The organism is Janthinobacterium sp. SUN120, assembly GCF_030397735.1.
Taxonomy (GTDB): Bacteria; Pseudomonadota; Gammaproteobacteria; order Burkholderiales; family Burkholderiaceae_D; genus Janthinobacterium; species Janthinobacterium kumbetense.
Genome location: NZ_JAPUBW010000002.1, coordinates 767,846 through 780,665, shown reverse-complemented (window position 1 = coordinate 780,665; position 12,820 = coordinate 767,846). Strand labels below are relative to the sequence as shown.

The following is a 12,820-nucleotide window of genomic DNA, read 5'->3' as shown; positions in this document are numbered from 1 at the left end:
CGACCCGCGGTGAGTTAACGCGCCGGCGCGGCCGGCGCCGGGGGACGCAAGGGATTCGGCGGCGCGGGCGGCCGCGGCCGGTCGCGCGTGGCGAAGCCGCGCGGCAGCAGGCGCGCTGTTTCTATGCCGCGCAGGAACATGTTCTGGAAGGGCGTGGCCAGGTAGGGCAGGACCATGCTGATCACCAGCAAGCCCACGCCCAGGGTGACGGGAAAACCGATACCGAAGATGTTCAGCTGCGGCGCGGCCCGCGTCAAGATGCCCAGTGCCACGTTGGTCAGCAGCAGGGCGGCGATGATGGGCAGCGAAATTTGCAGGCCGGAACGGAAAATTTCCCCACCCCACGCCGCCAATTGCTGGAAGCCGCCGCCGCTGATGGGACTCGATGAAATCGGCAGGCTGACGAAGCTTTCCGCCAGCGCCGCCAGCAAGACCAGGTGGCCATTGACTGTCAAAAACATCAAGGTGGCCAGCATGACGAGGAACTGGCTGATGGCGGAAGACCTGCCCTTGGTTTGCGGGTCGAAAAACGAGGCGAAGCCCAGGCCCATGGTGAGACTGCTGATTTCGCCGGCCATTTCGATGGCGGAAAACACGATGCGGATGGAAAAGCCCATGGCCAGGCCCACCAGCATCTCCTGCGTGAGGATCAATAAACCGGGCAAGGACATCGGGTTGACGGCAGGCAAGGCCGGCACGGTGGGGGCGATGATCATGGCCAGCAGGGCGCCCAGGCTCACCTTCACGGTGGCCGGCACGGCCGCGTTGCCGAACAGGGGGGCGGCCGCGATCAGGCCGAGGATGCGGCTAAGCGGCCACAGCAGTGCTGCGATCCAGGTATTGAGTTCGATGCTGGACAGGGTCAGCATGGCAACAAGCGCGGCACTAGCCCACCAGGTTCGGGATGCCCGTGAAGACCTGGCGCATGTAGTCGAGCATGACGGACAGCATCCAGGGGCCTGCCACGACGAGGGCGACGAAAATGCCGACCAGCTTGGGGATGAAGGACAGGGTCGCCTCGTTGATTTGCGTTGCCGCCTGGAAAATACTCACGATCAAGCCGATGATGAGGGCGACGAGCAGCATGGGCGCGGCCACCATGAGGGTGATTTCCATCGCATGGCGGCCCAGGGTCATGACGCTTTCGGGTGTCATCGTATTTCCCCTAGTAAAAACTCTGAGACAGCGAGCCCAGCAGTAGCTGCCAGCCATCGACCAGCACGAACAGCATCAGCTTGAACGGCAGCGAAATCGTTGCCGGCGACATCATCATCATCCCCATCGACATCAGCACGCTGGCGACCACCATGTCGATGATCAGGAACGGGATGAAGATGGCAAAGCCGATCTGGAACGCCGTTTTCAGTTCGCTGGTGACGAAAGCGGGCACGAGGATGCGCAGCGGCACGTCTTCCGGACCTTGCAGGGCCGGCGAGCGCGACATCTTGGCAAACAGGGCCAGGTCGGCCTGGCGTGTCTGCTTGAGCATGAAGGTTTTCAGGGGATCGACGCCCTTGTCCATCGCCTGCTGCATGGTGATCTTGTTTTCCTGATAAGGAAGATACGCATCCGTATAAATCTTGTCGAACACGGGCCCCATGACGAACAGGGTCAGGAACAGGGCCAGCCCCACCAGCACCTGGTTCGGCGGCGCCGATTGCGTGCCGATGGCCTGGCGCAGCAGGGACAGCACGATGATGATGCGCGTAAAGCAGGTCATCATCAGGAGGGCCGCCGGCAGGAAGGTGAGCGACGTCATCAGGATGAGCGTCTGCACCGGCAACGAGTAATTCTGGCCTCCGCCCGGGGCCGGCGTGCTGTTGAAGGCCGGGATGCCCGGCTGGGCCATGGCCCACAGCGGCAAGGCCAGGGCGGCGGCCGCCAGCAGCCAGGTCAGGGGAGTCTTCAAGGTGGACCACGCCATCTGCTGCTTATTTCCCATTGCGTTTTTCGATGGTCTGTTTCAGCCACTCGGAAAAATTGGCGGCCGCGGGGCCGTTTTGCGCCGTGGCCAGTTGCGGCAAGTCGCCTTCCTGGCGCGGCATGGTGGCCAGCGCGTTGATCCTGCCGGGCGAGGCGCCGACGACGATCCACTGGTCGGCCACTTCGACGAGGACGATGCGTTCGCGTCCGCCCAGGTTGAGCGAGCTGACGACGCGCATCTTGCTGTTGCCGCCCATGACCTTGGGGCCATAGCGCTTCATGAACCAGGCCAGGCCGATCAGGAGGGCCAGCACGAACACGAGTGCGAAGATGGTTTGCAGCAAGCTGCCGGCCGAGCTGGTCGGCGCCATCGTCATCGGCGCGCCGGGCGGCATGGCGGGCAGGGCGGCGGCAGGCGCGGAGGCCGGCACCGCCGTTGCAGCTGCTGCTGCCGGCGCCGTGGCGGCTGGCGGTGTCTCGCTGGCCGCCGCGACGGAAGCGCTGGCGGCGCTGGCCGGCGGTGCCGAGGCGGTTGCCGGTTCGGCGTGCGCGATGCTGCATGCCGCCAGGAGAGGCAGCACAGTGGAAATCAACAGGCCAGGCTTCATTTATTCAATTTTCGGATGCGTTCGGAAGGCGTGATGATGTCCGTCAGGCGGATGCCGAACTTGTCATTCACCACCACCACTTCGCCCTGGGCGATCAGGCAGCCGTTCACCAGCACGTCCATCGGTTCGCCGGCCAGGCCGTCGAGCTCGACCACGGAACCCTGTGCCAGTTGCAGCAGGTTCTTGATGGCGATCTTGGTGCGGCCCAGCTCGACCGTCAGCTGCACGGGGATATCGAGGATGAAATCGATATCGTTGTGCGTTTCCGACTTCGATGCCTGCTTGGAAAAGTCCTTGAACACGGCGGCGCTGGCCGCGCTGGCCGTATTGGCGGCCTGGTTTTGCAGCGCTTCGGCTTCCGCCTTGGCCTGCTCGGCAATGGCCGCGCCCCAATCGTCTTCCGCGCTTTGGTCGTCTTGGTTGTCAGACATGTGTTTCTCCTGTTGTACAGATGCGGGCCGCAGCGGCCCGGGTATTTTTTAATGATTGTTCATGTTATCGGCGTTAGCCAGCAACTTTTCAACCTTCAGCGCATATTGTCCGTTCAACACGCCGTACGTGCAATCCATCACGGGCACGCCGTCGACGGTGGCGGCGATCAGTTCGGGAATATTCAGGGGGATGATGTCGCCCACCTTCATGTTCAGGATTTCATCGAACGACACGCGCGCCGTGCCCAGCGAAGCGACCAGCTCGACTTCGGCGATCTGGATCTGCTGCGTCATCAGGCGGATCCAGCGCTTGTCCACTTCCAGCGCCTCGCCCTGCAGGCTGGAGGTCAGCGAATCGCGGATCGGCTCGATCATCGAATACGGCATGCAGAAGTGGATTTGTCCTGAAACGGAGCCCAATTCCACCGTAAACGTGGACGCCACCACCACTTCGTTCGGCGTGGCGATATTGGCGAACTGCGTGTTCATTTCTGAACGGATATATTCGAACTCGACGGGGAAGACCGGCTCCCACGACTTGGTGTAGGCCTCGAAGACGATGTCGAGGATGCGCAGGATGATGCGCTGCTCCGTCTGCGTAAAGTCGCGCCCTTCGACGCGCGTATGGAAGCGTCCGTCGCCGCCGAACAGATTGTCGACCAGCAAGAACACGAGGCCCGGATCGAAGACCATCAGGGCTGTGCCGCGCAGCGGCTTCATGTGCACCAAATTCAGGTTGGTCGGCACCACCAGGTTACGGATGAACTCGCTGTATTTCGACACGCGCACGGAACCGACGGACACTTCGGCGCTGCGGCGCAGGAAGTTGAACAGGCCCACGCGCAGCAGACGGGCGAAACGCTCGTTGATAATTTCCAACGTTGGCATCCGGCCGCGCACGATGCGCTCCTGGGTTGCCAGGTTGTAGGTACGAACTCCCGTGACATCTTCCGGCGCCTGCGCGTCGTCCTGGTCTCCGTTGACGCCCTTCAGAAGGGCATCGACTTCTTCCTGGGAGAGGAAATTATCGGCCATGGCTGCTTATTGAATGATGAATGCGGTAAATAATACGTCCGTCACGTCCTGCTCCGGCCCTTTGTCCTCGAACGGCTGGTTCACCTGATTGATGATTTCGGCCGCCAGTTGCTGCTTGCCTTCCACGGTATTGAGTTCGGACGCCTTCTTGCCGGACAGCAGCAGCAATAAACGGCTGCGCACTTTCGGCATGTTGACCTTGATCAAGTCCATTTCTTCCGGGCTGCTGGCCTGCAAGGTAAACGCGATTTGCAGGTATTGCTCGCCATTTTCCGGCTGCAAGTTGACGGTGAAGGCATCGATGGGCACGAAGACGGGCGGACCTGCCTTGGAAGCGGCATGTTTTTTCTTGCTGGGCGCCGATTCTTCTTTATCGGCCTTGCCATGCAGGAAATACCAGGCGGCACCGCCACCGATACTGCCAGCCACCAGCACCGAGGCCAGCACGATGATCAGAAGCTTCTTTTTCGAGGCGCCGGCGGGAGCCAGGCCTGCATCTGCTTTCGGATCTGCTTTCATTTTTGGATTTGCTTTCAATGGTACTCGAGTGCATGGAAGTGGATCACGACGCCATTATGTCATTATCGGCAAATTCTGCGCAGAAGGATGCAGTGAAAAGAGGGCGGAAGCGCCCTCAACTCGCTGTTTTTAGACGAAAAGTTACGTCAGGGGGCGCGCCAGCGGCTGACGGACGACGAATTGTCCTCAGGCAAAGGTATCCACGGCACTCAGGCTGGGCCGGCTGCGTCCGCCTGCCGCTGGCGCGATGGCGATCTCGCCGCCCGCTACGCCGCCGCCCTGGCCATTGCCACGGCGTCCGCCGGATGCTTCCCGGTTACCCTGGTCCTGCTGTTCCGGCGTGCCGGCCGAGACGGTGGCGCTGCCAAAGGCGATGCCCGCTTCGCTCATCATCTCGCGCAGGCGCGGCATGGCCGCTTCCAGCGCCTGGCGTACTTCCGGCTGGGCCGACATGAAGGCGGCATCGGCCTGGTCATTGGTGACTGTCAGTACCACTTGCACAGGTCCCAGGTCGGGCGGATTCAAGGTCAGGGTGGCGCTCTGGTCGCCGCCGGCCGCCATCCACACGACTTTCTGTCCCAACTGCTGGTCCCAGGCCGGCGTGCCGACCCGGCCCGTCAGCTTGTCGGCCGGCACGGCCACGGCGGCCGCGGCCTGCTGCAGCGCACCCGGCTGCAACTGGGCCGCCAGGCGGCTCAGGTCGGCAGGTGTTTCCTTGATGATCGGTTCGGCCACGGCGGCGCCCGCCTTGGCGGTGGCTGCCAGCTGGGCGTCGATGGCCAGCTTGCCAGGTTCGGCCTTGCCGGTTGGCACGCTGGCGCCCGGTGTGGCGGCCGTCTTGCCCTGGGCTTGGCCCAGGCTGGCGGCAAAGTCGCCGCTGTCCGTTTGCGCGGCGGCGGTGGCGGCTGCCTTGCCGCTGCCCTGGCCCGCTGCCAGCAAGGGCCCTGTGGCCGGGTTCTTGCCGTCGGCCTTGACGCTGGCGCGGGCGGGCAGTTCCGGCACGGCCTTGGCGGCTGCCGCCGGCGGCTGGATGGCCAGCTGGATGCTGCCCACCAGGGCCAGCATCTCGGCGGCCGGATCGGCTGGCGGCGCGACTGTCGCGGTAGCGGGGGCGGCGGGTACGCTGGCCTCGGCCGGGGCGCTGGTGTTGTTGTCGGTGGCGGGCGCGGCCGCCTCGCTGGACTGCGCTGGCGGCTGTTCGCTGCTGGCCGCCTGTTCGGTACCCGTTGGCGCCGGCTTCGCTTCGCTCGCTGGCGCCTGGGCCGGTGTGGCCGCAGGGCTGGCGGGACGGGCCGCCGGCACAGGCGCTTGTACTTGCGCCTGCGCCATATTGCGGCTGGCCTGGCGTTGCTCGATCTGGCGGTTCAGGGTGCGCTGGAAGTCGCCCGCCGTGCCGCTGGCGGACGGCTGGCTGCGGTTGGCGGCGCCCGGCGTGGCGTTCGGCGAGATAATCTGGGAAATCGGTGTTGGCTGGGTTTGCATGATGCTGCCTCAGTGTTGCTTAGCGTTTGTAATAGGCTTGTCGCGCCGCGTGCTCATCCATTGTTTTCTGGTCGCGCTTGTTTTCCAGCTTCAGCGCCTGTTCCTGCGCCCGGTTGTTCAGGGTGGTGTACGACATGCGCTTGCGTTCGGCCAGCTGCCAGCGCATCTTTTCATTGTCGCTGCGCGCCTGCGCATGCTCGACTACCTGCTGCTGGCCCAGGATGGCGCTGTCAAGCTTGACCATGAAGGCCTGGAAGTTGCGGTAAGCCATGGGCGTAATGCCGCTGCTCATGCTTGTCTCGAAGCGCTTGGCGTAGTCGTCGCGGTAGCCGGACAGCATGTCGAGCTTCTGGCGGCAATCGTCGAGCGCTTTCAGGGCCGCGCCCAGGCGCTTGGCGCAGTCATCCGTTTCGCGCTGGGCAAGGTCGATCAGGGTTGCAAGTTGGGAAGGAGAAGCCATGGCTGATTATATTCCCGCTATGCAAGCCCTAATCAGTCGAATAGAGCGGTAAGTTGCCCCAAGCTCTCGTCCATGCTGACCCGCTCCGTGATTTGCTGTTGCAAAAACGCCTCGATCTTTTCATGCAGGGCGATGGCCTGGTCCAGCACGGGGTCGGTGCCGGCGCTGTAGGCGCCCACGCTGATCAGGTCGCGGCTGCGTTCATAGCGCGAATACAGCTGTTTCAGCTTGCGTGCCTGCTGCTGGTGTTCGTGCGTGGTAATCGAGTGGGCGGCGCGCGAAATCGATTGCTCGATGTCGATGGCGGGATAATGGCCCGCTTCGGCCAGGCGCCGGTTCAGCACGATATGGCCATCGAGAATCGCGCGCGCCGAGTCGGCGATCGGGTCTTGCTGGTCGTCGCCCTCGGTCAGCACGGTGTAGAAGGCCGTGATCGAGCCGCCGCCTTCCTCGCCATTGCCGGCCCGCTCCACCAGCACGGGCAGCTTGGCGAAGACGGACGGCGGATAGCCCTTGGTGGCGGGCGGTTCGCCGATGGCCAGGGCGATTTCGCGCTGCGCCATGGCGTAGCGGGTCAGCGAATCCATGATCAGCAGCACGTTTTGCCCCTGGTCGCGGAAGTGTTCGGCAATCGCCGTCGCATACGCTGCCCCTTGCAGGCGCATCAGCGGCGGCGTGTCGGCCGGCGCGGCCACGACGACGGAGCGGGCCAGGCCTTCGGGGCCCAGGATCTGCTCGATGAATTCTTTTACTTCGCGTCCCCGTTCGCCGATCAGGCCGACGACGATCACGTCCGCCTCCGTGTAGCGGGCCATCATGCCCAGCAGCACGCTCTTGCCCACGCCGGAACCGGCGAACAGGCCCATGCGCTGGCCACGGCCCACGGTCAGCATGGCGTTGATCGAGCGCACGCCCACGTCGAGCGTGTCGACGATGGGCGCGCGGCCCAGGGGATTGGCGGGGCGTACATTGATGGGGGCGCTGTCCGTCGTGTGCAGCGGGCCCAGCTGGTCGAGCGGGCGGCCCGCGCCGTCGAGCACGCGGCCCAGCAGTTGCGGACCCACGGGCAGGTGGCGCGCGCGGTCGCTGGGGCGGCGGCGCGGGTGCGCCACGCTGCCGGGACGGGGAATGGCCGGTTCGACGGAAAACACGCGCGTGCCGGGCACGATGCCTTCGACGTCGCTTTGCGGCATCAAAAACAGGCGTTCGCCTTCAAAGCCGACCACTTCCGCCTCGACCCGGCCGCCATTCGGCAGCGGCACGGTGCAGGCGGCGCCGACGGCCAGGCGCAGGCCCACGGCTTCCATCACCAGGCCGGCCACGCGCGTGACGCGGCCTGAAATCTGCATCGGTTCGACAAAGCCGACCACGGCCGTACAGTCGCTCAGGTAGGCGCGCCAGCGCGCCGCATGGGCAGCAGGGCCTTTGACGGGCTCGCTCACGGCGCCAGCCAGTCCAGGTCTTTGCCCAGCGCATGCGTCAGGCGGTGCCAGCGGGTGGACGTTTGCGCATCGATCTGGTTGCTGGCCGTGTCGATCTTGCAACCGCCACGTTCCACGGACGGGTCTTCGATGACGCGCCAGCCGCCCTTGTCGAGCTCATCGCCGATGCCGTCGCGCACCACTTGCGCATCGTCGGGGTTGAGCATCAGCAAGGCTGGTTGTTGTAGTACAGGCAAGTATTCGATGGCTTCGCGCACCATCGGCAGCATCAGCTCGGGGCGCACGGGCAGGGCCGTCTTCAGCATGCCCTTGGCCAGCTGCAAGGCCAGTTCCATCACGTCATTGGCAATCAGCTCGTCGGCCTGGTGCACGGCCGTGCCGAAGTCGACGGCGATGGTTTGCAGGTGCGCCAGTTCCACGGCGGACGCCGCCTTGCCTTCCGCATACGACTGGGCATGGCCGTCGGCATGCCCGGCCGCATGGCCTTCCGCATAGCCGGCCGCGCGGCCTTCGTCGAAGGCCGTGGCGCGCGCTTCCTCGCGGATGGCGTCGAGTTCTTCCTGCGTCGGGTATTCCAGCGGCGGGGCCAGTTCTTCCTGGTGCAGCTCGCCGTAGGGATCGGCTTCCGGATCGATTTCGGGCTCGGGGTCCGGTTCCAGCAGCTTGCGTGCCGCCACCACGCTGGGACGCTCGTCGCCAAACGAGGTCATTTCCCAGCGCTGGTACGCGGTTTGCTGCTCTTTGGGAATTAAACTAGACAAACGAATCCTCGCCTTTTCCGCCTAAGACAATCTGCCCCTCGTCCGCCAGGCGGCGCACGATCTGCAGGATCTGTTTCTGCTGCGATTCCACTTCCGACAGGCGCACGGGGCCTTTCGATTCCAGGTCTTCGCGCATCATCTCGCCGGCGCGCTGCGACATGTTCTTGAAGATCTTGTCGCGCAGCTCTTGCGAGGCGCCTTTCAGGGCGATGATCAGCATTTCCGACTGCACTTCGCGCAGCAGCAGCTGGATGCCGCGGTCGTCGATATCGATCACGTTGTCGAACACGAACATTTCGTCCATGATCTTTTGCGCCATGTCATTGTCGTAATTCTTGATATTGTCCATGACGGAGCCTTCTTGCTCGCCGCTCATGAAGTTCAGGATCTCGGCCGCCGCGCGCACGCCGCCCAGCGACGATTTCTTGATGTTTTCGTTACCGGACAGCAGTTTCGTCAGCACGTCGTTGAGTTCGCGCAAGGCGGCCGGCTGTACGCCGTCCAGGGTGGCGATGCGCAAGACCACGTCGTTGCGCAGGCGGTCGGTAAAGTGGCCGAGGATTTCGCAGGCCTGGTCGCGTTCCAGGTGGACGAGGATGGTGGCGATGATCTGCGGGTGTTCGTTGCGGATCAGCTCGGACACGGATTGCGAATCCATCCACTTCAGCGATTCGATGCCGGACGCGTCCTTGCCGCCCAGGATGCGCGACAGCAGCACGGATGCCTTGTCGTCGCCCAGCGCCTTGGTCAGCACCTGGCGGATGTATTCGTCCGAATCGAGGCCGACGGTGGAATTGAGTTCCGTCTGCGCGCGGAAGTCGTCGAGCACCTCGACCACCTGGTCGTGCGCGATGCCCTTCATGGTGGCCATGGCGGCGCCCAGTTTCAGCACTTCGCGCGGCCCGAGGAATTTCATGACCTCGGCCGCTTCGCTCTCGCCCAGTGCCAGCATCAGGATCGATGCTTTTTGCAGTCCCGTTGTCTCAGTCATTATTACCTATCCATGCTTTGATTACGTTGGCCACGACGCGCGGGTCTTCCTGCGCCAGTTTCCGGGCCATCGCCAGGTTTTCGCGATAACCGCGGGCCGTATCTTCTTCCAGTTCTTCCAGCTCCGCTTCGCTGAGCAGGACTTCGTTTTCTTCGCCGTCCTTGCTCAGTTCCGGCTCGATGACGGGCGGCGGGGCGCCGAAATCGTCGATCTTGCGCATGACCGGGCGCAGCATCGGGCGCACGATCTTGATGAAGATATACAGCAGGATCAGGGCCGTGATGAGGAATTTTGCCAGTTCCTTGGCCAGCGGCAAGTTGGCCGGGTCGCGCCACCACTCCAGCTTGCCTTCCGGCGCGCGGTCGATGCCGTCGAAGGGCGAGTTGGCCACGCTGAAACTGTCGCCGCGCTCCTTGTTGTAGCCCATCGCTTCCTTGACCAGGTTATTGATCTGGATCATTTCTGCTGGGGAAATCGGCTTGACCGTGACCTTGCCATCCTTGTCGAAGCTGCGGCGGTAGTTGACGACGACGGCCACCGACAGGCGGCGCAGGCCGCCCATGGATTTCTGTTCGTAGCGCACGGTCTTGTCGACTTCATAATTCGTCGTCGATTCCTTCTGCGTCGGCGCCGTCGGCGCGCCGCCCGGGGCGCCTGGCGCCTCGGCCGTCAATGGCGCCGTGGCCACGCCTGGCGGCTGGTTCGACAGCGCGCCCGGCACGCCGGACGGGTTGGCATTGCCGGCACCCGTCGATTCGCTCGTCTGCTGGCTGCGGATGGTGGACGCTTCCGGCGGCGAGTTCGGCTTGTAGGTTTCGGCCGCCTGCTCGCTTTGCGAAAAATCAACATCGGCCGTCGCTTCGGCGCGCACATTGCCTTCGCCGACGATGGGCAGCAGGATCGATTCGACCTGCTTGATCACGCTTTGCTGCAATTGCTGCACGTACTTCAGCTGGTTCGGGTCCAGGCTCTTGATGCCGTTGGCGCGGTCCTTGTCCTTTTCCTGGTTCGACAGCAGGGTGCCGGCCTGGTCGACCACGGTGACATTGATTGGCAGCAATTCCGGTACGCTGGACGCCACCAGGTGCACGATGGCGCTCACCTGCAGCTGGTCCAGGCCGCGGCCCGGGTGCAGGTTCAGCAGCACGGAAGCCGTCGGTTTTTGCTGTTCGCGCACGAAGACGGATGGTTTGGGCAGGGCCAGGTGGACGCGCGCCGTATCGACGGCGGACACCGACTCGATCGATTTCGCCAGTTCGCCTTCCAGTGCGCGCTGGAAATTGACCTGTTCCAGGAATTGCGACACGCCCAGCTTCTGGTTTTCCATCAGCTCGAAACCCACGTTGCCGCCTTTCGGCAAGCCTTGCGCGGCCAGTTTCAGGCGCGCGTCGTGGACTTGCTCGGATGGCACGAGAATGGCGCCGCCGCCTTCGGAAAACTTGTGCTTGATGCCCAGCTGGTCCAGCGATGCGGTGATGGCGCCGCCGTCGCGGTCCGTGTAGTTGGAAAACAGGACCTTGTATTCGGGCGGCTGGTTCCACATGTACAGGGCCACGCCGATGGCGACCAGTGCCGCCACGCCCAGGCCGCGCAGGAAATTCTTGCCCATCGGCGTCTTGGCGAACGCTTGTACGGACTCCACGGGCGAGCGGGCAGGCGCCGGTTCCGGCGGTATGCGGTTCACATCGATTTCTTCGGCTACAGCCATGATTGCCTTCCAGGGCGGTGTATTTACGTGTATTGGGTGGTGCGTGGGGGCCGCTTCCTCGGGAGGATTGGGCGATATGCAGAATTATCCGCCACTGTCACGCGCTTCAATCGTCCAAATAGAAGGCGCTTTTGCCGCCTGCTCGGCCGAGCGGCTGGCGTTGGCGCTGGTATTGTGGAACCCTGGCAACATGTGACGGAAGTTATTGTACCCGTCGTTGCCTTGCAAGCCAGGGTTTTGTTCTCTGGGTGCAACAGGCATGGAACAGTTACGAAGCACACCAGAATCGGGAGGCAAAGTGAAAACAGGCGGTATCGATAGCAGCAGGATCGAGGCGATGATCGCGCAACTGAAGTCGGCGGCCACGCGGCCGGAGGCGAAAATACCGGCGATCCAGACCGAGATGCCGGCGGCGAAGGTGAATTTTGCCGATGCCTTCAAGAGCGCGCTCGACTCCGTGAGCGGCGCGCAAAAAGCCTCGTCCGCGCTGGGCCAGCGCTTTACCATGGGCGACGAAAAGGTCAGCCTGTCGGACGTGATGGTGTCGATGCAAAAGTCGAGCATCGAATTCCAGGCGACGGTGCAGGTGCGGAATAAATTAGTTTCTGCATATCATGAGATCATGAACATGCAAGTTTGAGTTTTAGCTATCCCAACGGCAGATTCCGGGGTCAGACCCGCCGGGTCTGACTCCAGCTTTCGTTTTGGGTTATCAGCCCAGCCCAGCCATGCGCGCATTCCGTTCTCGTTCGAGGCGCGTGATATAGCGCTGCACGTGCGCCAGCATGCTGCGCGGCAGGTCGACGAATTGGCAGCCGAGTCGGCGGTTCAGCTTATTGTTCAGCAAGGTCATGTCCAGCGAGTTGCGAATTTGCAAAGTCGCGGTGACGATGCCGACGTCGGGCAAGTCGATGCGGCAGCCGGGATAGTCCCGGCCGATGGTTTCGCCCAGCATCAGTTTATTGTCGAGGATGGCGATGCCGCCGCAGCTGATGTCGGCCAGCGGGAACAGGGTGTCGGCGCCGCCCAGCGAGGGCGGCAGGGGAATCGCCACGCGCACGGGATTGCTCACGGGCGTAGTCATGCGGTAATACTCGCGCCGCTGCAAGCGGATCAGTGTTTCTGGAATAGCAATTTTCAAGGCGGGCGTACCGCCGTAATTGCACTCTTCCACCAGGGCGCTGGCAAACAGGATGCGGATCTTGTCGAGCGAGGTTTCAAACGAAATGCCCTTGGCGGCCACCATGCGCCGGTTCTGGTCGGCATTCACGGAACGGTCGAGGATGACGCTATCGTGGTCGGCATCGACTTCCAGGATGGACGTGACGCACACATCGGATTCACCGTGGATCAGCATGCGGATCAGCTGGTTCTTTTCGCCTATGCTGCGCAGCAAGGCGATGATTTCCCGCCGCGATTCCACTTCAAAATCATGCCAGTTTTCGAGGCCGGAATCCATA

15 protein-coding genes are annotated in these 12,820 nt (G+C 63.3%); 1 reads left to right on the top strand and 14 read right to left on the bottom strand.

Annotation, left to right across the window (positions count from 1 at the left end; translation table 11 throughout):
- Positions 1 to 14 precede the first annotated feature (14 nt).
- The 13 genes from fliR to fliF all read right to left on the bottom strand — a co-directional run bounded on the left by fliR (position 15) and on the right by fliF (position 11,360).
- Positions 15 to 869: a flagellar biosynthetic protein FliR gene (fliR, locus tag O0879_RS13205; RefSeq protein WP_289916845.1), complete on the bottom strand. Its 855-nt coding sequence runs from the start codon at positions 867 to 869 to the stop codon at positions 15 to 17.
- 16 nt (positions 870 to 885) lie between these two features.
- On the bottom strand, positions 886 to 1,155 hold the full coding sequence (gene fliQ, locus O0879_RS13200; protein ID WP_035821365.1) for a flagellar biosynthesis protein FliQ: 270 nt from the start codon (positions 1,153 to 1,155) through the stop codon (positions 886 to 888).
- Positions 1,156 to 1,165: 10 nt separating this feature from the next.
- Positions 1,166 to 1,849, bottom strand: a complete 684-nt coding sequence (gene fliP, locus O0879_RS13195; RefSeq protein WP_233516144.1) for a flagellar type III secretion system pore protein FliP — start codon at positions 1,847 to 1,849, stop codon at positions 1,166 to 1,168.
- Between the two features lie 82 nt (positions 1,850 to 1,931).
- Entirely contained in the window at positions 1,932 to 2,531 is a 600-nt protein-coding gene (gene fliO, locus O0879_RS13190) for a flagellar biosynthetic protein FliO (RefSeq protein WP_289911188.1), read from the bottom strand.
- Entirely contained in the window at positions 2,528 to 2,962 is a 435-nt protein-coding gene (fliN, locus tag O0879_RS13185; protein ID WP_034754038.1) for a flagellar motor switch protein FliN, read from the bottom strand. The genes fliO and fliN overlap by 4 nt, the downstream gene beginning before the upstream one ends.
- A gap of 48 nt (positions 2,963 to 3,010) precedes the next feature.
- A complete protein-coding gene (gene fliM, locus O0879_RS13180) occupies positions 3,011 to 3,997 on the bottom strand; it encodes a flagellar motor switch protein FliM (protein ID WP_034754035.1) in 987 nt (328 codons plus the stop codon).
- 6 nt (positions 3,998 to 4,003) lie between these two features.
- A complete protein-coding gene (fliL, locus tag O0879_RS13175) occupies positions 4,004 to 4,516 on the bottom strand; it encodes a flagellar basal body-associated protein FliL (RefSeq protein ID WP_099666868.1) in 513 nt (170 codons plus the stop codon).
- Between the two features lie 186 nt (positions 4,517 to 4,702).
- Positions 4,703 to 5,998: a flagellar hook-length control protein FliK gene (locus tag O0879_RS13170; protein ID WP_289916844.1), complete on the bottom strand. Its 1,296-nt coding sequence runs from the start codon at positions 5,996 to 5,998 to the stop codon at positions 4,703 to 4,705.
- A 19-nt stretch (positions 5,999 to 6,017) separates the two neighbouring features.
- Positions 6,018 to 6,458 carry a flagellar export protein FliJ gene (gene fliJ, locus O0879_RS13165; RefSeq protein ID WP_289916841.1) on the bottom strand — a complete coding sequence of 147 codons (441 nt, stop codon included), beginning with the start codon at positions 6,456 to 6,458 and terminating at the stop codon, positions 6,018 to 6,020.
- A gap of 32 nt (positions 6,459 to 6,490) precedes the next feature.
- On the bottom strand, positions 6,491 to 7,807 hold the full coding sequence (gene fliI / locus O0879_RS13160; protein ID WP_233516143.1) for a flagellar protein export ATPase FliI: 1,317 nt from the start codon (positions 7,805 to 7,807) through the stop codon (positions 6,491 to 6,493).
- A gap of 89 nt (positions 7,808 to 7,896) precedes the next feature.
- Entirely contained in the window at positions 7,897 to 8,610 is a 714-nt protein-coding gene (locus tag O0879_RS13155) for a flagellar assembly protein FliH (protein ID WP_099666869.1), read from the bottom strand.
- Positions 8,611 to 8,653: 43 nt separating this feature from the next.
- Complete coding sequence (gene fliG, locus O0879_RS13150; RefSeq protein WP_077407811.1) at positions 8,654 to 9,652, bottom strand: flagellar motor switch protein FliG; 999 nt, start codon at positions 9,650 to 9,652, stop codon at positions 8,654 to 8,656.
- Positions 9,645 to 11,360: a flagellar basal-body MS-ring/collar protein FliF gene (gene fliF / locus O0879_RS13145; protein ID WP_251350721.1), complete on the bottom strand. Its 1,716-nt coding sequence runs from the start codon at positions 11,358 to 11,360 to the stop codon at positions 9,645 to 9,647. Before fliF ends, fliG begins: the two co-directional genes overlap by 8 nt.
- Positions 11,361 to 11,697: 337 nt before the next feature.
- Between fliF and fliE the strand changes: the two genes are divergently transcribed.
- On the top strand, positions 11,698 to 12,000 hold the full coding sequence (fliE, locus tag O0879_RS13140; protein WP_230539976.1) for a flagellar hook-basal body complex protein FliE: 303 nt from the start codon (positions 11,698 to 11,700) through the stop codon (positions 11,998 to 12,000).
- A 72-nt stretch (positions 12,001 to 12,072) separates the two neighbouring features.
- On the opposite strand, the gene O0879_RS13135 is transcribed toward fliE, so the two are convergent.
- On the bottom strand, positions 12,073 to 12,819 hold the full coding sequence (locus O0879_RS13135; RefSeq protein ID WP_099666871.1) for a flagellar brake protein: 747 nt from the start codon (positions 12,817 to 12,819) through the stop codon (positions 12,073 to 12,075).
- Position 12,820 lies beyond the last annotated feature (1 nt).